The following is a 20,715-nucleotide window of genomic DNA, read 5'->3' as shown; positions in this document are numbered from 1 at the left end:
AAATAACTTAAGGTATGATTTATATTTTATTCTCCGTACACACGAAGCATGCTGCTGATCTTACGTACAGAGCTTCTTCCACTCAGTTCTTCCATTGCAGTACGGAAATCTCCCTCTCGAACTTTTGCAGTGATCACAACAACTTCTGCGCTTCCTTCATCTCTTGCTGCTTTCTGGATGATCTGAGCCACACTGACACCATATTTTGCAAATACTGCGGTCATCTCAGCCAGTACACCACAGCGGTCTTCTACGATCAGTCTCATAAAGTAACGGTTGCAGGTATCTGCCATTTTTTTGACCGGAAGTTCTTTGTAGCAGGTACATCCGATACGTGCACAACAATTTGCCTGAATGTTTCTTACGATCTCAAAAAGATCCCCAACTACCGCACTTGCTGTCGGGAATTCTCCAGCACCACGACCATAGAACATTGCATTCTCTACTGCGTCACCGTTTACAAATACTGCATTGTAGGAATCATTGACAGATGCAAGCGGATGGCTGCTCGGAATCAGCATCGGGCATACATAAGCTTCTACTCCGTCTTCTGTATTCTTTGCAACTCCCAGAAGTTTTATGTCACATCCCATTTCTTTAGCATATTTGATATCTTTGGCTGTGATCTTTGTGATTCCCTCGATATAAACATCATCAAATACAACTCTGGAATTAAACGCTACGGATGCAAGGATTGCCACCTTACGTCCGGCATCAAAACCTTCGATATCTGCAGTCGGGTCTGCCTCGGCATAACCCAGCTCTGTAGCAAGGGCAAGGGCATCTTTAAATTCCATACCATCCTGTGTCATCTTTGTGAGGATAAAGTTGGTCGTTCCGTTGACGATTCCCATTACTTCTGCCATATGATTGCCTGCCAGACATTCTTTCAGCGGACGGATGATCGGAATTCCACCGGCTACTGCTGCCTCAAACAGGAAATCCACATGGTTTGCTTCTGCTGCATCGAGAAGTTCTTTTCCATGAGCTGCAATCAGGTCTTTGTTGGCTGTTACTACATGTTTGCCGGCATTTAATGCGTCAAGTATGTAGGTTCTTGCCGGTTCGATTCCGCCAATCAGCTCAATTACAATATCTATTTCAGGATCTTTTACGATCTCGTCCCAGTTGTTTGTCAGAATCTCAGGATTTTTTACCTTTGATGCTGCTTTTTGCAGATTACGTACCAGAATCTTGCTGATTTCAAGCTGACTTCCAAGCTTCGGAATCATCTCCTCTTTCTGCTTCTCCAGTACTTTATATACGCCGGTTCCTACTGTACCAAATCCCAGGAGGGCTGCACGAATCACTTTTTTCTCCATTTTGGAATGGCTCCTTTCTCCTCGTCCCTTAAAGTTCAGGGATTATTTCTACCATGTGTCTAATAGTATGGTATAAAATGGATTTTGTCAAGCGCGGACATTTGTGCGTGTATGAAAAATTTTTGATGTAATAGGAACATTACGGAGCAATTTCATAATACATCAAAAAACCAGATACCTCTGACCGATGCGGTTTGAAGTATCTGGCTGTATGTTTTTGTATGAATTATTTGTAGTTAACGATCTTTCCGAAGTCTGGTTTGAGGGAAGCTCCACCAACAAGACCACCGTCGATATCGCCCATTGCAAACAGCTCTGCTGCATTTCCTGCATTTACAGATCCGCCGTACTGGATACGGATAGCTGCTGCTGTGTCTGTATCATAGATTTCTGCTACACAATCACGGATACCTTTGCAGATTTCCTGAGCCTGTTCACTTGTAGCTGTTTTGCCTGTTCCGATAGCCCAGATTGGCTCGTATGCGATAACCATAGTTTTAGCCTGGTCTGCTGTTACGTTCTGAAGACCAACTTTAACCTGCTGACGAATCCAGTCCATTGTGATGCCCTGTTCTCTCTGCTCAAGAGATTCTCCACAGCACATGATTGGTGTGATACCGTGTTCGAAAGCTTTAAGGACTTTCTTATTAACGTCTTCGTTTGTTTCTCCGAAGTAATCTCTTCTTTCGGAATGTCCGAGGATAACATATTTAACGCCTGCATCCACGAGCATAGCCGGAGCGATCTCACCTGTGTATGCACCTTTTTCTTCAAAGTACATGTTTTCTGCTGCTACAGCGATGTTTGTGCCTTTGCAAGCTTCAACTACAGGAACGATGTCGATAGCCGGTACACCGAATACTACGTCAACTTCATCGTTCTGTACAAGTGGTTTCAGGGTTTCAACTAATTTAACTGCTTCGCTTGGAGTCATGTTCATTTTCCAGTTTCCAGCGATAATTTTCTTTCTTGCCATTTTCTTATCTCCCTTAATTTGTAAGTATTATAAGGTAGTTCGATTTTTCTCAAACTATCAGATATTGTATTCAAAGAAGCAGTAATTGTGAGCCAAGCCATTGTTCGCCTGGCACTAAATTCACACTACGTCTGCGACTTGTGTTCATTAAGAGCGGCGAACTAAGTAAACGCTAAGCTCTGCCTGCGCCTACGGCTTGTCAATCACTAAGCTTTTTACTTATCGTTAGCTGCTGCTACGCCCGGTAACTCCTTACCTTCGAGGAATTCCAGAGAAGCACCGCCACCTGTGGAGATGTGAGTCATCTTGTCGCCATAGCCAAGGATATTGACTGCGGCTGCGGAATCACCGCCACCGATGATTGTTGTAGCATCTGTCTCAGCAAGAGCTTTTGCAACTGCTTCTGTACCATGAGCAAAGTTCGGCATTTCGAAACAGCCCATCGGTCCGTTCCAGACAACTGTCTTGGCATCTTTTACAGCATCACAGAAGATTTTCTCTGTTTCTGTTCCGATGTCCATTCCTTCCCAGCCATCCGGGATGCATCCACGTTTTACGATCTGGATGTTGCAGTCATTGGAGAAATCATCTCCGATTCTGTTGTCAACCGGAAGAAGAAGCTTAACGCCTTTTTCTTCTGCTTTCTTAAGCATGTCTAATGCATACTGAAGGTAATCATCCTCGCAGAGGGAGTTACCGATATGTCCGCCAAGTGCTTTGGAGAATGTGTAGGACATACCACCACCGATGATCAGAGTATCAACTTTGTCAAGAAGGTTGTTGATAACAGAGATCTTGCTGGAAACTTTAGCTCCGCCAAGGATAGCTACGAATGGTCTTTCCGGATTGTTTACAGCGTTTCCAAGGAAATCGATTTCTTTCTGCATCAGATATCCAACTACTGCTGTATCTACATATTTGGTAACACCAACGTTAGAGCAGTGAGCTCTGTGAGCTGTACCAAATGCGTCGTTTACAAATACATCACAAAGAGAAGCAAGTTCTTTGCTGAATTCATCACCGTTCTTTGTCTCTTCTGCACGATAACGAGTATTCTCAAGAAGAATAATCTCGCCGTCTTTCATATCAGCTACTGCTGCTTTTACTGTGTCATCTACAACAACCGGGCTCGGAACGAATTTAACTTCCTGGCCGAGAAGCTCTGTGAGACGTTTTGCAACAGGTGCGAGAGAAAGTTCCGGTTTCGGCTCTCCCTTCGGTTTTCCGAGGTGGGAGCAAAGGATAATCTTTCCACCATCTGCAACAAGCTTCTTGATTGTAGGAAGAGCTGCTACCAGACGGTTCTCATCTGTAATTTTACCGTCCTGCAGAGGTACATTGAAGTCACATCTTACGAGGACTTTCTGGCCTTTTACGTTGATGTCATCAACAGATTTCTTATTCAGCATCTTGTTATGCCTCCTTATAAATATTTAACTTTATACAGACAAAAAGGCCCGGTCCTATTCAAGACCGGACCCTTCTCTGAGTCTTATTCATATGTGTCAGATAACTGATATCTGTCACATCTGAGTGCTACTCGGCTTCTAATTAAGCGTTCAGAAGTTTGCCAAAGTGTTTGATTGTACGAACCATCTGGCTTGTGTAGGAGTTTTCATTGTCATACCATGAAACAACCTGTACTTCTGTTGTGCCATTCTCAAGTGGAAGAACCATTGTCTGAGTAGCATCGAACAGAGAACCAAATCTCATACCAACGATATCGCTGGATACGATTTCGTCTTCGTTGTATCCGAAGGATTCATTAGAAGCTGCTTTCATAGCTGCGTTGATCTGTTCTTTTGTAACGTTTCCTTCAACAACTGCTGTAAGAATTGTTGTAGAACCTGTTGGGGTTGGTACACGCTGAGCAGATCCGATAAGTTTGCCGTTCAGTTCCGGGATAACCAGACCGATAGCTTTTGCAGCACCTGTGCTGTTCGGAACGATGTTAACTGCAGCTGCACGGGATCTTCTCAGATCGCCTTTTCTCTGCGGTCCGTCAAGTGTCATCTGATCACCTGTGTAAGCGTGGATTGTGCACATGATACCGGATTTGATCGGTGCAAGATCGTTAAGAGCCTTAGCCATTGGTGCAAGGCAGTTTGTAGTACAGGATGCAGCGGAGATGATTTTATCTTCGTTTGTAAGACCTTCATGGTTTACATTGTAAACGATTGTCTTAAGGTCGTTTCCAGCCGGAGCGGAAATAACAACGTGTTTAGCACCTGCATCGATATGAGCCTGAGCTTTGTCTTTGGATGTATAGAAACCTGTGCACTCAAGAACTACGTCTACACCGATTTCTCCCCAAGGAAGTTCTGCAGCGTTAGCTTTTGCATAGATTTTGATTTCTTTTCCGTCAACTGTGATGGAATCTTCGCCTGCTTCTACTTTGTCAGCCAGAGCGTATCTTCCCTGAGTTGAGTCATATTTTAATAAGTGAGCCAGCATTTTCGGGGATGTAAGGTCGTTGATAGCAACGATTTCAAATCCTTCTGCTCCAAACATCTGACGGAAAGCCAGACGACCGATACGGCCAAATCCGTTAATTGCAACTTTTACTGCCATGATAAATTCCTCCTATGAATTAAATGGTTGATTTATGGCGTTTGTTAAAGAAACGTCAACCTATTGCATATTGTATCGAATCTTGTACAAAAATTCAAGACCATTTTATAAAAAAACATGATAAAAATGTTTTAATATAGAAATGAAACCATAGCAGGAACTATTTTTACATGCTATAATAATGTCAGTCCATGCAAAGGAGGATACAAAAATGTCAAATCAGATCTTATGGGACTGCCATATGCATTCTTCTTTTTCTGCTGACTCAGACACATCTATGGAAGATATGATTCATGAGGCGATCCGACAAAATCTCTCCGGCATCTGTTTTACAGAACATCTGGATCCTGATTACCCACCAACACCGGATAATGAAACATTTGAACTTGATCTGGATGCATACAGAGAAACGCTTTGCTCACTTCAGGAGAAATACCGTTCAAAACTGAATATACATTTCGGCATTGAGCTGGGACTGCAGCCACATCTTGCCGATTCTTTGAACGAACTTCTTAAGACAATGCCTTTTGATTTCGTGATTGGTTCTTCTCATGTGGTTCATGGTTATGATCCATATTATGGAGTTTTTTTTGAAAATCGTGAGGAATCCGCGTGTTACCGTGAATATTTTGAATCTATTCTTGAGAATCTTAACGCTTTTTCCGGAATGGATGTTTACGGACATATTGACTATATAGTCCGCTATGGTCCGAATCAGAACAGAGAATATTCCTATGAACGTTATCAGGATATTCTGGATGAGATCCTGCGCACAGTCATTGACAAAAATCTCGGAATCGAGCTGAATACAGGTGGTTTTCATTATGGTCTCGGGGAGCCGAATCCATGCCGTGCCGTCATCCGCCGTTATCGTGAACTTGGCGGCGAAATCATCACGGTCGGAGCCGATGCACATGCTCCGGACAAAATCGCCTATGATTTTGACAAAGCTGCCGCCATACTTGCAGAAAGCGGCTTTAAATACTATACTGTATTCCAAAACCGCAAGCCGGAATTTATTAAATTATAGCTATTAATTAATTTTCAGATAAAGATACAAAAGGAGGCTATTTATTATGGCAAAAAAACGTCTTCAGAAAAAGCGTGAAGCTGCCAGAGCTTCTGCGGCACAGACTGCCGCACCAAAAGCAGAACCCATCAAAAAAGTAACTAAAACTGTCGAACCGTTAAAAGTGGAGACTAAGAAAGTTGAGCCGGTTAAGGTGCAAACCCAAAAGACTGAACCAATTAAAGTTGAGACAAAAAAGACCGAGCCGGTTAAAGTTGAAACCAAGAAGGCTGAAGCTGTCAAAGTCGAGACAAAAAAGACTGAGCCGGTTAAAGTTGAGACAAAAAAGACTGAGCCGATTAAAGTTGAGACTAAGAAAACCGAGGCTGCTAAAGTCGCGACGAAAAAGACTGAGCCGGTTAAGGTGGAAACCAAGAAAACCGAGGCTGTCAAAGTCGAGACTGCAAAATCCGATCCGGTCAGACTTGAAAATAAACGCGATGATAACAGAATTTACTGTGAGCGTCTTGCCCGCCATCTCGACGAACTGAAATGGCTCTACTGTGAACTGTATCAGGACAATCCATATGTCACAATGCACCTGAACGATCTTCTGAAAGTACTCAAGAAGTTCTACGACATGCGTGGCGATGCCCTGAAAGAATCTGATCTGAAACGCGAAAAAGATCCGACATGGTACAAGCGCAATGATCTTACCGGTATGATGATGTATGTCAATGCATTTGCCGGTACTCTTTCCAATCTGGAATCCAAACTGGATTATGTTCAGGAATGCAATGTTAATTATCTGCATCTGATGCCGCTTCTTGACTCCCCGAAAGGACGCAGCGACGGCGGTTATGCGGTTGCTGATTTCCGTAAAATCCAGGAAGAACTCGGAACCATGGATGATTTTGCAGATCTGACTGCAGCCTGCCACAAACGCGGCATTAACGTCTGCCTGGATTTCGTCATGAACCATACATCCGAAGATCACGAATGGGCAAAACGTGCCCGAAATGGAGAAAAAGAATATCAAGACCGTTACTTCTTCTTTGACAACTATGATATTCCTTCTTTATATGAGCAGACCTGCCCGGAAGTTTTCCCAACTACTGCACCTGGCAACTTTACCTGGCTGGAAGATCTTCATAAACATGTTATGACTACCTTCTATCCTTATCAGTGGGATCTGAATTACCGCAATCCGATTGTTCTCAATGAAATGATCTTTAATATGCTGTATCTTGCCAACCAGGGTGTGGATATCGTTCGTCTGGATGCTGTACCATATATCTGGAAACAGCTTGGAACCAACTGCCGCAATCTTCCACAGGTTCACACCATTGTACGTATCATGCGTATGGTCTGTGAGATTGTATGCCCGGGCATACTTCTTCTCGGAGAAGTTGTTATGGCTCCTGAAAAGGTTGTTCCATACTTCGGAACTGTCGAGAAACCAGAATGTCATCTGCTGTACAATGTAACAACTATGGCAAGCACCTGGCACACAGTTGCAACCAAAGATGTTTCTCTGCTGCGCCGCCAGCTGGATATCATCTCAAACCTTCCAAGAGACTACGTATTCCAAAATTATCTCCGCTGCCATGACGATATCGGATGGGGACTGGATTATGAATATCTGGAAAACTTCGGTATTCAGGAAGTCCCTCATAAGAAATACCTGAATGATTTCCTTACAGGAAAATATCCGAATTCCTTTGCACGAGGAGAACTTTATAACGATGATCCACGTCTTGGTGATGCAAGACTCTGTGGAACTACTGCTTCTCTCTGCGGTATTGAACGTTTTGGATTTGAAGGAAATCAGGAGGGTGTAGACAGAGCTGTCCGTTATGACATTACACTGCATGCATTTATGCTTTCCCAGTCCGGTATCCCGGTAATTTACAGTGGTGACGAGATCGGTCAGGTAAATGATTATACTTACAAAGATGATCCGGAAAAAGCTGCCGATTCCCGTTATCTCCACAGAGGAAACTTTGACTGGAAACTGGCTGAAAACCGTAATGATCCGGCTACTGTACAGGGCAAACTCTTCCCTGCACTTGATAAGCTGGAACACATACGTACCAGTCACAGCGTATTTAACAGCAATGTACCGTTTCATACCATCGACACATGGGATAATTCAATTCTTGCTTTTGTACGTGAAAATGATGAAGAGAAATTTATCGGAATCTACAACTTCAGCGAAAACGATAAAGTAGCCTGGATCAATGAGGAAGACGGCATGTACACAGACCTCATTTCCGGCCGTGAACTGGAAGCCAAAGGCGTGCAGATTCCGGCATTCGGATGCTACTGGCTGTGCAGAAGTAAAAAATAAAAGTTTTTCCATAAAACCATGCCAAAAGGCTCCGGTCGTAATGATAATGACCAGAGCCTTTCTTAATGTCTTATTGTTAATATCCTATTCTGGATATCATATATTCTATTTACGAAGTTTGTCGATGAATCCGGTAAAGCGTCCCGGATTTTCCTGATCCAGGGAACGGGCATAAATGCCTTTCAGCCAGACCGTAATCACATCGATCAATACCGGTGCAAATGTCATCAGTATGAATACAAGGATGATCATACCGAAATCCAGAGAACCAAGTGAAAGCAGTTTCTGGAAAATAACAGCCGCTGCAAAGAAAATAAACTGCATACCGTAGATAATCACCTTGCGATACGTATTAAGCGGTGCATAGACTGTTTTTAATGCTGCCATGTAATTCCATCCTGTCACAAGGACGCATGCGGTATTCAGCATTGCCATAGAATGATATACATTCTGGCAGACAAGCATTACTGCAAATACACAGAATGTGATCGTAATCGCTGCCGGAAAAGCATTGATAAATACATGTCGTAAAAACGTATGGTCAATCTTTTCGTAGTTATTCTCCTGTGCAAGAAGAAATGTCGGGATACCAACCGCACATGCACTGATCAGTGACATCTGAATCGGCTCGAACGGATATGCATTTCCGAAAAAGATCGTCAGCAGAGACAACATAACCGAAAACATCGTCTTGATCAGGAACATCGATGCTGCTGTACGAATGTTGTTTACAACTCTTCGCCCCTGATTTACGATATGTGGCATGGAAGCAAAATTGGAATCCAGAAGTACCACATTCGCAATATTCTTTGCCGCATCACTGCCCTGCGCCATTGCAATACTGCAGTCCGCTTCTTTCAGGGCAAGTACGTCATTGACACCATCACCGGTCATCGCAACTGTATGCCCCTGAGACTGCAATGCCTGGACCATTGCTTTCTTCTGCTGTGGTGTCACACGTCCGAACACGCTGTACTGTGCCACTGCATCCTGTAATTCTTCCTCAGTTGTCAGTGTTGTCGCATCTACATAGCTGTCCGCATTCTTAAGTCCGGCACGTCTCGCAATCGCAGCAACTGTCACCGGATCATCACCGGAAATTACTTTCAGGTCGACTTCCTGGCTGTCAAAGAAAGCCAACGTATCCGGTGCTTCTTCACGAATTACATCGGTAAGAAGCATCAGAGCCAGCGGTTCCAGTCCTTCCGGAAGTTCTGTCCCTTCCGCATTCTGAGAACTGTGTGCAAGTACAAGCACTCGCAGTCCTTCTTCTGCATAAGCCTGACATTTCTCCGTCAGTTCTTCATTATCCTCCGGAAACAAAAACTGCGCTGCTCCCATCAGATAAGTGCCTTTTTCTTCAAAAACAGCACCACTGTATTTACGGTCAGAAGAAAATGGAATCACATGTTCCAGCGTCATGCCCTGCCTTGCCGGAAAGCACTTACGAAGTGCATCTATCGTCGCATTCTGATCTTTGAGCACATACATCATGTTTCCCATGACGGTATTGATGTCATCTCCGAAAGCAGGATCTGCTGCAACCTGTCCCTGCGCTTCTGCCTCCGGGCTTTCTGAGGGCTCAGATTCTGTCGCAGCTGTCTCAACTCGTCCTGTACTTACATATGGTTCCACACGCTCTACGCACATGGTTCCTTCTGTGATCGTTCCGGTCTTGTCCAGACAGAGCGTATCGACTCTTGCAAGTGTCTCGATACAGTAGAGTTCCTGTACAAGTGTCTTTTTGTTTGCAAGTACAAGAGCACCGAGGGTCAGTGCAACACTGGTCAGAAGGACAAGTCCCTCAGGAATCATTCCCAGGACTCCGGCTACCATGCTCACTACGGAGTCTCTGAATGTATCACCTACGATATAATACTGCTTATAAAACAGCAGTGCACCGAGCGGCACAATAATAATACTGATCACTTTCAGGATCGCATTCAGGGAATTTTTCAGTTCGGAATTGTGTCGTTTAAATTCCTTTGCTTCGCTGGTGATCTGTGCTGCGTAATTATCCTTGCCTACATGAATGATCTGACAGCACGCTTCTCCTGATGTTACAAAGCTTCCGGAAAAAAGTTCGTCTCCTTCATTCTTCGGAAGATTATCCGATTCTCCTGTAAGTAATGATTCGTTTACTTCCAGGCTGCCTTCCAGTATACGGGCATCTGCCGGCACCTGATCACCGGTCTTAAGACAGACCACATCATCAAGTACCAGTTCTTCCGTCGGAACGGTCCATTTCTGTCCTTCACGGATAACAACGGATTTTCTGGCTGTAAGAATTGCCAGCTTATCGATTGTTTTTTTGGCACGGATTTCCTGAGCAATACCAATCAGCGTATTAATGATAATGATACATACAAAGAACGCATTCTTGTAAGAGCCCACCAGGAGAACCAGTACCAGAAGTACAAGGTTCAGAAAGTTGAAAAATGTCAGTGTGTTTTCTCTGACGATCTGCTTATAGGTTCGGGTATTCGGATTTTCATCTGCATTGACCTTCCCCTCTGCAATTCGTGCATTTACCTGTTCGTCTGTAAGTCCTGTCAACTTTTCACCTCACAATCAGCCGCAGTTATTAATACTCTTCTTCCTCTTCTCCTTCGCTGATATCAGACTTTGGTTTGTCCAGACCTTCGATTACAATGCCGTGTTTCTGTGCATAATCCCACAGTGCAGCGTGGATTGCTTCCTCTGCAAGAAGTGAGCAGTGTACTTTGACCGGCGGAAGTCCGTCCAGAGCTTCCATAACAGCTTTGTTCGTAATCTGCATTGCTTCTTCGATAGTCTTACCTTTTACCATTTCTGTAGCCATACTGCTTGTTGCAACAGCTGCACCACAGCCGAATGTTTTGAATTTGCATTCTTTGATGATATGTGTCTCATCGTCGATATCAAGGAACATTCTCATGATATCTCCGCATTTTGCGTTACCAACTGTTCCTACACCGCTGGCGTCTTCGATTTCTCCTACATTTCTCGGATGCTGGAAATGATCCATTACTTTTTCGCTGTACATAATATTTAATTCCTCCTGTTATTGTCTTGTATCTACCGTAAATACTATTTAGATTCTGTTATTTACTTCTGGTGTTTCATGAAGTCTTCATACAGTGGAGACATACTTCTCAGATACTGTACGATTTCTTTCAGTTTATCTACTGTAAAGTCCAGATCTTCTTTGGTTGTCTCTTCACTTAAGGTAAGTCTCAGGGAACCATGTGCGATCTCATGAGGCAGTCCAATTGCCAGAAGTACATGAGACGGATCAAGAGAACCGGATGTGCATGCAGATCCGCTTGAGCCGCAGATACCGTTCTGATCAAGCATCAGAAGCATGGATTCACCTTCGATGAACTGGAAGCTTACGTTAACGTTGTTTGGAAGTCTCTTCACTCTGTCACCGTTTAGTCTGGAGTATGGGATCTCAGTAGTAAGGCGATTGATCAGGTAATCTCTCAGTTCGATTTCTTTTTCGGTACGTTCTTTCATGTTTTTCATTGCACGTTCTGCTGCTGCGCCGTATCCTACGATTCCCGGAACGTTTTCTGTACCGGCACGACGTTTACGCTCCTGTGCACCGCCGTGTACGAAAGATTTGATTTTTACGCCTTTACGGATATAAAGGAAACCGATTCCTTTTGGTCCGTTGATCTTGTGTCCGCTGGAGCTCAGCATATCAATATTGCATTCGTCTACATCGATCGGAACCTGGCAGAATGCCTGTACTGCATCTGTATGGAACAGAATGCCGTGTTCTCTGGCAATACGTCCTATCTCTTTGATCGGCTGGATAGATCCGATCTCATTGTTTGCAAACATTACGGAAATCAGAATGGTCTCCGGTGTAATTGCTTTTTCCAGTTCGTCCAGACGTACGATACCATTCTCATCTACGTCAAGATATGTGATCTTTGCGCCTCTTTCTTTTTCGAGGTATTCACATGTATGAAGAATAGCATGATGCTCAATCTTTGTTGTAATAATGTGATTTCCTTTTGATTTGTATGCTTCAAAAGTAGCCTTCAGTGCCCAGTTATCCGCTTCACTTCCACCTGCTGTAAAATAAATTTCTTCTTTTTTTGCATTCAGAACATCCGCGATCTGCTGTCTTCCCTTTGTCACTGCTTCTTTGCTCTTCTGGGCAAAATCATAAATACTGGACGGGTTTCCATAAAATTCAGAAAAATACGGAAGCATTGCATCAACGACTTCCGGTGCAGTTTTTGTTGTGGCTGCGTTATCCAGATATATTAATTTACTCATATTTTTTCCTCCTGCTTAAAAAATGAATTTTACATTTTTTCTTTTTGTTTTTTCCGACTTTCTTCTATCAACTGATCCAACATCATGGTATCTACCGCCTGTGTGATACTGTCGTTGATTCGTTTCCATACATATTTCGTCACACATATATCGTGATTCTCACAGCTGCTCTCATCTTCCATGCCGGAACACTGTGCCGCTTCAAGACTTCCCTCAAGGACTCTCAGGATATCGCCGACAGAGATTTCTGCCGCCGGACGTCCCAGACGATATCCGCCTCCGGCACCTCTGGTGCTTTCCACCAGACCTGCCTTCTTAAGTTTCGCCATAAGCTGTTCGAGATAGCTGTCCGAAATATTCTGCCGACTCGCGATACTCTGGATGGAAACGGCTTCTGTTTCACAATGCAGCCCAAGATCGATCAGTGCTTTCAGACCATATCTTGCTCTTGTTGACAGTTTCATCCACTCACCTCTTTAATTCCCAGTATTTTCGTCGGATTTATTTCAAGTCATACTTTAGCAGAAAGAAATCGGTCTGTCAAGGAGGTTTTACGCATATACTGACAAAAAAGCAATCAGGTCTTTTTTATGTCAAAAAAGCATTTTTTTGCAGGAACTTTTCTACTGTCCACGGTCGGTGTCATCAGCCGGATCATGGGCTTTTTCTATAGGATATTCCTCTCTCAGACGATTGGTTCCAGAGGAATCGGTCTGTACCAGCTTGTCGTTCCACTTCAGCATATGGTACTTGCAGTGACAACCTCAGGAATCCAGACTGCGCTCTCACGCACAGTTGCCTCCCAGACTGCTTTAAAGCAGAAAAAAGAAGCAGTCGATTCTTTTTGTGTCGGCACACTTTTTGCGCTCGGGCTTTCTCTTGCAGCTATGTGGATCTTTTACACTTTCGCCGGATGGTTTGCCGGAGAGATTCTGAAAGAGCCGGAAACTGAAGCACTGATCCGGATTATATCATTCTGTTTTCCGCTTGCTTCCCTGCATTCCTGTATCAGCAGCTATTATTTCGGGCGAAAAAGCGCCGGTTATCCGGCATCTACCCAGCTCATCGAGCAGACTGTGCGCGTCCTCTCTTCCTATATACTTGTAAAAATCTTTCTGTCCCGTGGTATTGCTGTTACCGCCCGGATTGCCGCTCTGGGAGCTCTTGCAGCAGAATTTGCTGCTGTTTTATCCTCGTTGCTTTTTTTAAGTCTGCATCTTCATGCAGAAAATTACTCTTTTTTACATATAAAAGCACCACTTCACAAACTCTCCGCAATCACTGCCACAGCTTTTCCGCTGACGCTGAACCGTCTGCTTCTCTCGATTCTCGCCGCAATCGAAGTCGTACTGATTCCGCAAAGGCTGCGTATGTATGGCTTTTCCCGGAGTAATGCGCTGAGTCTGTACGGAATTTTTACAGGTATGGCACTTCCCTGCATCCTTTTTCCATCCACCGTTACAAATTCCGCTGCCGTCATGCTCACACCGTCTGTCGCAGAATTGCAGGCGCTCGGAGCGCACCGGCATATCCGCTATATAGCCAGCCGCGCCTGTACTGCCTGTTTTCTGACGGGTGCCGCCTGCACGGGGCTTTTTTATTTTTTCGGCCCGTTTGCAGGTGAACTTCTGTTTCATGAAGCTACAGCCGGAACCTGTATCCGTACGCTTTCCTTTGTCTGTCCTTTTTTGTATACAAACATCATGCTTACAAGCATCCTTAACGGCCTGGGGAAAACCGGAGCAACGCTGCTTCACAATGCAGCAGGGAGCCTTATCCGCATCCTGTTTGTATTATTTGCAATTCCACCGATTGGTATACATGGGTATCTTTATGGATTGCTTCTCAGCGAAATACTCTTAAGTATTATGCATATTTATTCACTTTATCATATAAAATCCTGAGGATTTCGACAAAATACGCGCCTTTCCCTATCGACAATTACTTAACAATCATATATAATAATCCTGATATGTCCAATTGAAAACGCATTGGACACGAGGAGGAAAATATGGGATTCACTTTTTTAAAGAAACTGCCTACACCTGCCGAAATACGTAATCAGTATCCCATTGATACTGCCATTCAGGAATTAAAGGCAAAAAGAGATCAGGAAATCCGTGATGTTTTTACCGGGAAATCCGATAAATTTCTTGCCATCATCGGACCTTGTTCTGCGGACAACGAAGATGCTGTATGTGACTATCTTCTCCGTCTCCGCAAAGTTCAGGAAAAAATTGAGGATAAAGTTCTGATCATTCCGAGAGTTTATACAAATAAGCCACGTACAACAGGCGAAGGTTACAAGGGTATGGTTCACCAGCCGGATCCGGAAAAAGCTCCGGATATGCTTGCCGGTCTGATTGCCATCCGTAAGATGCACATCCACGCCATCCAGGAAAGTGGTTTCACCTGTGCTGATGAAATGCTGTATCCTGAAAACTACCGTTATCTTTCCGACATTCTCTCTTATGTCGCTGTAGGTGCACGTTCCGTAGAAGATCAGCAGCATCGACTTACCGTCAGCGGTATGGATGTACCTGCCGGAATGAAAAACCCGACCAGTGGTGACTACAGTGTTATGCTCAACTCCGTTGTTGCAGCTCAGGGATCTCACCGCTTTATCTACAGAAGCTGGGAAGTTGAAACAGCCGGAAATCCTCTGGCACACACCATTCTTCGCGGTGCCGTAAACAAACACGGAGAGGCGATTCCGAACTACCATTACGAAGATCTCCGTCTTCTGTGGGAAAAATATCAGGAAAAAAATCTGCAGAATCCTGCTGTCATCGTTGATACCAACCACTCCAATTCCAACAAACAGTATGAACAGCAGGTTCGTATTGCAAAAGAAGTTCTCCACAGCCGTATGGTCGATCCGGAACTTCACAAACTGGTCAAAGGCTTCATGATTGAAAGTTACATTGAGCCAGGCAACCAGAAGATCGGTGGTACACATATTTACGGAAAATCCATCACAGACCCTTGTCTTGGATGGGAAGAATCCGAAAAGCTGCTTTACACAATCGCGGAAATGTGCTGATAAATCAGCAAAAGGACCTGCTATTCGGCAGGTCCTTAATTATGATTCAATGTCTCGGGTGTGCTTTCATATACACATCTCTCATCTTCGAAACGTTCAGTCCCAGATAAATCTGTGTCGATGAAACATCTGCATGTCCCAGCATTTCCTGTACACTCTTTACATCCGCCCCGTTCTGCAGCATATGTGCCGCAAAAGAATGGCGAAGTGTATGCGGTGTGATATCTCTGTGGATTCCGGCATCTGCCGCATATCCTTTCAGTACTTTCCAAAATCCCTGTCTGCTCATGGATTTCCCCGAGCAGTTCGTAAACAGTGCACTCTCTTTTGTATCTTTTGTAAAAAAGCCTCTGGAATGCTCCATATATTGCAAAATTGCATTCCTGCTGACATTTCCGATCGGGATGATACGTTCCTTATCGCTGTCATGGCATACCACATAGCCCATCTGAAGATTGATGTCAGTAGTCTTGAGATGAATCAGTTCACTGACACGCATGCCCGTCGCATACAGAAGTTCCATCATTGCATTGTCGCGGATGCCTTTCGGGGTCCGGATATCCGGCTGTTTCAGCAGACGGTCTACTTCCTCAACAGAAAGAATCTCCGGCAGTTTCTTCTCAATCTTCGGTGTATGTAATGCCTCTGTCGGATCTTCCGATACAATTCCTGTCTTTATCAGATAATGATACAGAGCCCGGATCGACGCAATATTTCTGGAAATCGTCGATGCCGCCAGATTTTCACTTTTTATTTTATTTAAGTACCCCTGCAGATCTGTGCATGTCACTTCTGAAAAGCCTATAAGATTCTGCTCCTGTAAATACCGAATCAATTTTTTCAGATCACGTTCATACGACACTTCTGTATTTTTAGAGGTATTTTTCGTCTCATGTAAATATAAAATGAAATCCTCAACTACTCTTTCCATTCTGCTTCATCCCAACTCTGTTTCTACATATTTTTCCTGAAAATGTACCTGTATTATACTGATTATTTTACATAAAATCAAACACTATTTTTGCATGAAAAGCCTGCAAAACAGGCATTTTCGACATCTTCCACCAAATATCGAGATTTTATGGTAAACCACCACCACATCTGGTAAAATCCGCTCAAAAAATTTTTAAATTTTTTATCAGAATTTCTGTAATTTTCGGGTTACAATATACTTCCAGAAAAATCCCTGCCAGCCAGAGTGCCGCGCATAACAACATTCTCAGAAGATATCCGGTAATCTGTCCTGCCGAGAAAGATCGGTTTTTCCACAGTCTTTTTGAACAGCTGTAAATCTGTTCCAGTCCGATAAACATGCATGGAAGATACAGAAGATACTGCGGAAAAAGAAGTCCCGCCCCAACCAAACCTCCATTCAGACCAAATTGGAGAACCGATACAGTGAGCAGCATTCCGATCAGTACACCGCCTGCAAGCATCCCCATGATGGCCAGCGGCATTCCGAATATCGTCACACCGCTGCAGGCTGCAAGCAGAAAGATTCCCCCTCTCATCTTAAGTACCTTCCAGAAATACTCTGCACTGTTATCTCCTGAAAAAATCCCCATAAGATACATAGACGATACAGTACTCTGGCGCCACTGTGTGCGGTAGATAAAATTTGGCAAAATCACTCCGATCAGAAAGCCCATTCCAAATAAAAACTGACCCGGATATTTTTTTCTTTCATAAACTCCAATTTCACGATTCATTGCCTCACCCCGTATCAGTTTACGAACACGTAAGTATGAATAGAACCAAAAGCCAAAGTCTCTTCTACATACACACAATGTAATAGGAACATTACGGAGTAATTTCCTATTACATAAAAAAGAGTATGACATCCTGTATGGACATCATACTCTTTTGAACTTTCACGTTTATTTTTCAGAAAGAATTATTTCGCGTAATCTACTGCGCGGCTCTCGCGGATGACATTAACCTTGATCTGTCCCGGATATTCCAGTTCAGCTTCGATCTGTTTGGAAATATCACGTGCCAACAGAACCATATCTGCATCGTTTACCTGTTCCGGTATTACCATTACACGAATTTCTCTGCCTGCCTGAATAGCAAATGACTTGTCAACACCCTTGAATTCATTTGTAATATCTTCAAGCTGTTTCAATCGGTTAGTATAGGTTTCCAGTGTCTCACGTCTTGCACCAGGTCTTGCTGCGGAAATCGCATCAGCTGCCTGTACAATGCATGCAACCAGAGACTCAGGTTCCACATCTCCGTGATGTGATGCAACAGTATTGATAACAACTGCTGACTCTTTGTATTTCTTACAAAGATCCACACCAATCTGAATATGTGATCCTTCTACTTCATGATCAATAGATTTACCGATATCATGAAGCAGTCCGGCACGTTTTGCCATGCGGACATCTGCTCCGACTTCTCCTGCAAGAAGTCCGGAAAGCTGTGCTACTTCGATAGAATGTTTCAATGCATTCTGTCCATAGCTGGTACGGAATTTCATACGTCCAAGAAGTTTCAGAAGCTCCGGATGAATGCCATGAACTCCAACGTCCATTGCTGCATTCTCACCGTCTTCACGGATCTGTGCTTCTACTTCTTTCTGTGCTTTCTCTACCATTTCTTCGATTCTTGCCGGATGGATACGTCCGTCAACGATTAATTTCTCCAGAGCAACTCTGGCAATCTCACGTCGGATCGGGTCAAATGCTGATAAAACTACTGCTTCCGGAGTATCATCGATGATGAGATCAACACCTGTCAGTGTTTCGAGGGTACGAATGTTACGTCCTTCACGGCCGATGATTCTTCCCTTCATCTCATCACTTGGAAGCTGTACAACGGAAATTGTAGTTTCAGAAACATGATCTACTGCACATTTCTGGATTGCATTTACTACGTATTCCTTTGCCTTCTTACCGGCTTCTTCTTTCGCGCGGCTCTCAAGCTCTTTGTAGAGTCTTGCCACGTCTACTTTGACATCGTCTTCTACACTTCTGAGTAACTCGTCTTTTGCCTGATCGGAGGTCAGACCGGAAATTCTTTCCAGTTCCTGTACTCCTTTTTGTTCAAGTTCGTCTACTTTCTTTTCTCTTTTTTGTAACTCAGCAACTTTTGCTGTACACTCTGCTTCACGCTTCTCTACTGCATCCGCTTTCTTGTCAACAGATTCTTCTTTTGACAGGACACGTCTTTCGTATTTCTGCAGTTCTGATCTTCGTTCCTTGGTTTCCTTCTCAAGTTCATTTTTCGTTCTGAGGGATTCTTCCTTTACTTCCAATAAAGCTTCTCTTTTTTTCGTTTCAGCAGCTTTTAAAGCTTCATCTATGATGCTTCTTGCTCTGTCTTCTGCTGTGCCAACAACTTCTGCATCTTTCTGTGCTTTGTTGTTAACAGCAACCTTGCAAGTAATAGGAACCGCAATAAGCAGTGCGACCGCTACAGCGACAATTGCTACAATGATTGTAATTGCCACAGGAGCACCTCCTTATTAAGTTTTCATTGTACAAATACAACAATACAAGTTTAGCTGTTTTTGAGAATTATGTCAAGTTTTTATTTGTGTTATGTCCATTTCTTCGAGCACCGAAAAAATGTCTCCGGAACGGAATCCACGCCGTGCCAGATATCCGTAAAGACGGCGCATCTCACGCTCATCAAGCTCTGCTCCGGGCTCGTACTTTTTCCCGACCATCTGGCGGAGAAGTGCCCTTTCATCCGGTGTCTCAAGCTCCTCTGCTTCCTCCCATGCATCCTGTATCGTCTGACGGTCGATCCCCTTCCCGGAAAGCTCCTGAAATATCTTCTGACGGCTCTTATCGTGAATCCTGTACATGATATAATTCAGTGCGTATCTCCGGTCATTGATATAACCATAATCCTTTACATAAGAGACGGCATCCTCTGCAAGTTCTTCTGAAAAACCGGCACGGAGAAGGCGATCCGTCAATCCCTTCTCCGTACGATCCATATGTTCCAGAAGACGCAGTGCCTTCTTACGGGCCTTTCTCTGCTGTTCCATATCTGTCATTTAATTATTCCTGCTCTTCTCCGTTCTGTTCTGCGTTCTCCGGTTCTTCGCCCGGAAGCAGATGGTACTGGATTCTTACTTTCTTCTCGATTTCTTCGCAGATCTCCGGATGATCTTTCAGGAAGATCTTGACGTTCTCACGTCCCTGCCCGATACGCTCTCCATTGTAAGAGTACCATGCACCGCTCTTATTCACTACATTGCATTCTGCTGCAAGATCAAGGATCTCACCCTCTCTGGAGATACCGGTACCGAACATGATATCGAACTCTGCCTGCTTAAACGGCGGAGCAACTTTATTCTTAACAACTTTAACCTTTACATGGTTACCGACCATCTCGCCGCCTTGCTTCAGGGTCTCTGTCCTTCTGACATCAAGACGTACGGAAGCATAGAACTTCAAAGCACGTCCACCAGTCGTTGTCTCCGGGTTGCCAAACATAACACCAACCTTTTCACGGAGCTGATTGATAAAGATTACCACACAGTTCGAACGGCTTATTGCTGCAGTAAGTTTACGAAGTGCCTGAGACATCAGACGTGCATGAAGACCTACATGACTGTCTCCCATATCCCCCTCGATCTCTGCCTTCGGAACAAGTGCTGCAACAGAGTCTACAATTACGATGTCAACTGCACCGGAACGTACCATCGTCTCGGTGATTTCAAGTGCCTGCTCACCGTTATCCGGCTGTGAAATATAGAGGTTATCGATGTCAACACCGATATTCTTCGCATAGACCGGATCAAGTGCATGCTCTGCATCAATAAATCCGGCGATTCCGCCACGCTTCTGTACCTCTGCAACCATATGTAAGGCAACAGTCGTCTTACCACTGGACTCCGGTCCGTAGATCTCGACGATTCTCCCCTTCGGTACACCGCCCACACCAAGAGCAATGTCAAGTCCGAGAGATCCGGTCGGAACTGCCTCTACCACCATATTAGAGCTGGAATCTCCAAGCTTCATAACGGATCCTTTACCGTACTGCTTCTCAATATGTCCAAGGGCTGCTTCCAGCGCCTTCTGTTTCTCTTCGTTCATCATTTCAGGATTCTCCTTAATTTTATTTTGATTTTTATTTATGCGTAATACCAAACCTATGTTCGTGTTTTCTTCTTATATGCTATTATAAATCTCCTGTAAAGTCAAGCAAAACTTT

At 44.0% G+C, this 20,715-nt stretch carries 17 protein-coding genes; 4 read left to right on the top strand and 13 right to left on the bottom strand.

Annotated features, from left to right (window positions below; genetic code table 11):
• Positions 1-26: 26 nt before the first annotated feature.
• From BQ7344_RS14550 to gap, 4 genes are all read right to left on the bottom strand, one after another.
• On the bottom strand, positions 27-1,322 hold the full coding sequence (locus BQ7344_RS14550) for a homoserine dehydrogenase (RefSeq protein WP_072523120.1): 1,296 nt from the start codon (positions 1,320-1,322) through the stop codon (positions 27-29).
• Between the two features lie 226 nt (positions 1,323-1,548).
• The gene (gene tpiA, locus BQ7344_RS14545; protein WP_022387864.1) at positions 1,549-2,298 is read right to left on the bottom strand and encodes a triose-phosphate isomerase; all 750 of its coding nucleotides are present in this window, start codon (positions 2,296-2,298) and stop codon (positions 1,549-1,551) included.
• Between the two features lie 215 nt (positions 2,299-2,513).
• Positions 2,514-3,707, bottom strand: a complete 1,194-nt coding sequence (locus BQ7344_RS14540) for a phosphoglycerate kinase (protein ID WP_072523119.1) — start codon at positions 3,705-3,707, stop codon at positions 2,514-2,516.
• Between the two features lie 142 nt (positions 3,708-3,849).
• Positions 3,850-4,869, bottom strand: coding sequence for a type I glyceraldehyde-3-phosphate dehydrogenase (gene gap, locus BQ7344_RS14535; protein WP_015541145.1), 1,020 nt, complete (start codon positions 4,867-4,869; stop codon positions 3,850-3,852).
• Between the two features lie 211 nt (positions 4,870-5,080).
• Between gap and BQ7344_RS14530 the strand changes: the two genes are divergently transcribed.
• On the top strand, positions 5,081-5,899 hold the full coding sequence (locus BQ7344_RS14530) for a histidinol-phosphatase HisJ family protein (RefSeq protein WP_200793052.1): 819 nt from the start codon (positions 5,081-5,083) through the stop codon (positions 5,897-5,899).
• Positions 5,900-5,945: 46 nt separating this feature from the next.
• On the top strand, positions 5,946-8,228 hold the full coding sequence (locus BQ7344_RS14525) for an alpha-amylase family glycosyl hydrolase (protein WP_143143571.1): 2,283 nt from the start codon (positions 5,946-5,948) through the stop codon (positions 8,226-8,228).
• Positions 8,229-8,333: 105 nt separating this feature from the next.
• Here BQ7344_RS14525 and BQ7344_RS14520 read toward each other — a convergent pair whose 3' ends face one another.
• From BQ7344_RS14520 to BQ7344_RS14505, 4 genes are all read right to left on the bottom strand, one after another.
• Positions 8,334-10,784 (bottom strand): cation-translocating P-type ATPase, encoded by a 2,451-nt coding sequence (locus tag BQ7344_RS14520; protein WP_072523118.1) that lies wholly within the window; start codon positions 10,782-10,784, stop codon positions 8,334-8,336.
• A gap of 28 nt (positions 10,785-10,812) precedes the next feature.
• The gene (gene nifU, locus BQ7344_RS14515; protein ID WP_015541142.1) at positions 10,813-11,253 is read right to left on the bottom strand and encodes a Fe-S cluster assembly scaffold protein NifU; all 441 of its coding nucleotides are present in this window, start codon (positions 11,251-11,253) and stop codon (positions 10,813-10,815) included.
• 62 nt (positions 11,254-11,315) lie between these two features.
• Positions 11,316-12,500 (bottom strand): cysteine desulfurase NifS, encoded by a 1,185-nt coding sequence (nifS, locus tag BQ7344_RS14510; protein ID WP_072523117.1) that lies wholly within the window; start codon positions 12,498-12,500, stop codon positions 11,316-11,318.
• A gap of 29 nt (positions 12,501-12,529) precedes the next feature.
• Positions 12,530-12,964, bottom strand: a complete 435-nt coding sequence (locus BQ7344_RS14505) for an RrF2 family transcriptional regulator (RefSeq protein WP_072523116.1) — start codon at positions 12,962-12,964, stop codon at positions 12,530-12,532.
• Between the two features lie 126 nt (positions 12,965-13,090).
• Between BQ7344_RS14505 and BQ7344_RS14500 the strand changes: the two genes are divergently transcribed.
• Positions 13,091-14,404 carry a polysaccharide biosynthesis protein gene (locus tag BQ7344_RS14500; RefSeq protein WP_072523115.1) on the top strand — a complete coding sequence of 438 codons (1,314 nt, stop codon included), beginning with the start codon at positions 13,091-13,093 and terminating at the stop codon, positions 14,402-14,404.
• A 107-nt stretch (positions 14,405-14,511) separates the two neighbouring features.
• Complete coding sequence (locus BQ7344_RS14495; protein ID WP_072523114.1) at positions 14,512-15,543, top strand: 3-deoxy-7-phosphoheptulonate synthase; 1,032 nt, start codon at positions 14,512-14,514, stop codon at positions 15,541-15,543.
• A gap of 46 nt (positions 15,544-15,589) precedes the next feature.
• On the opposite strand, the gene xerD is transcribed toward BQ7344_RS14495, so the two are convergent.
• The 5 genes from xerD to recA form a co-directional block, all read right to left on the bottom strand.
• A complete protein-coding gene (gene xerD / locus BQ7344_RS14490) occupies positions 15,590-16,474 on the bottom strand; it encodes a site-specific tyrosine recombinase XerD (RefSeq protein ID WP_072523113.1) in 885 nt (294 codons plus the stop codon).
• Positions 16,475-16,658: 184 nt separating this feature from the next.
• Positions 16,659-17,252: a stage II sporulation protein M gene (locus BQ7344_RS14485; protein ID WP_072523112.1), complete on the bottom strand. Its 594-nt coding sequence runs from the start codon at positions 17,250-17,252 to the stop codon at positions 16,659-16,661.
• 185 nt (positions 17,253-17,437) lie between these two features.
• Positions 17,438-18,997 carry a ribonuclease Y gene (gene rny / locus BQ7344_RS14480; protein ID WP_330392882.1) on the bottom strand — a complete coding sequence of 520 codons (1,560 nt, stop codon included), beginning with the start codon at positions 18,995-18,997 and terminating at the stop codon, positions 17,438-17,440.
• A 72-nt stretch (positions 18,998-19,069) separates the two neighbouring features.
• Positions 19,070-19,552 (bottom strand): regulatory protein RecX, encoded by a 483-nt coding sequence (locus tag BQ7344_RS14475; RefSeq protein WP_072523111.1) that lies wholly within the window; start codon positions 19,550-19,552, stop codon positions 19,070-19,072.
• Positions 19,553-19,556: 4 nt separating this feature from the next.
• Positions 19,557-20,600, bottom strand: coding sequence for a recombinase RecA (gene recA / locus BQ7344_RS14470; RefSeq protein WP_072523110.1), 1,044 nt, complete (start codon positions 20,598-20,600; stop codon positions 19,557-19,559).
• Positions 20,601-20,715 lie beyond the last annotated feature (115 nt).

The organism is Blautia sp. Marseille-P3087, assembly GCF_900120195.1.
Taxonomy (GTDB): Bacteria; Bacillota; Clostridia; order Lachnospirales; family Lachnospiraceae; genus Blautia_A.
The sequence above is the reverse complement of the archived record's forward strand: the minus strand, read 5'-3'. Positions and strand labels throughout refer to the sequence as shown.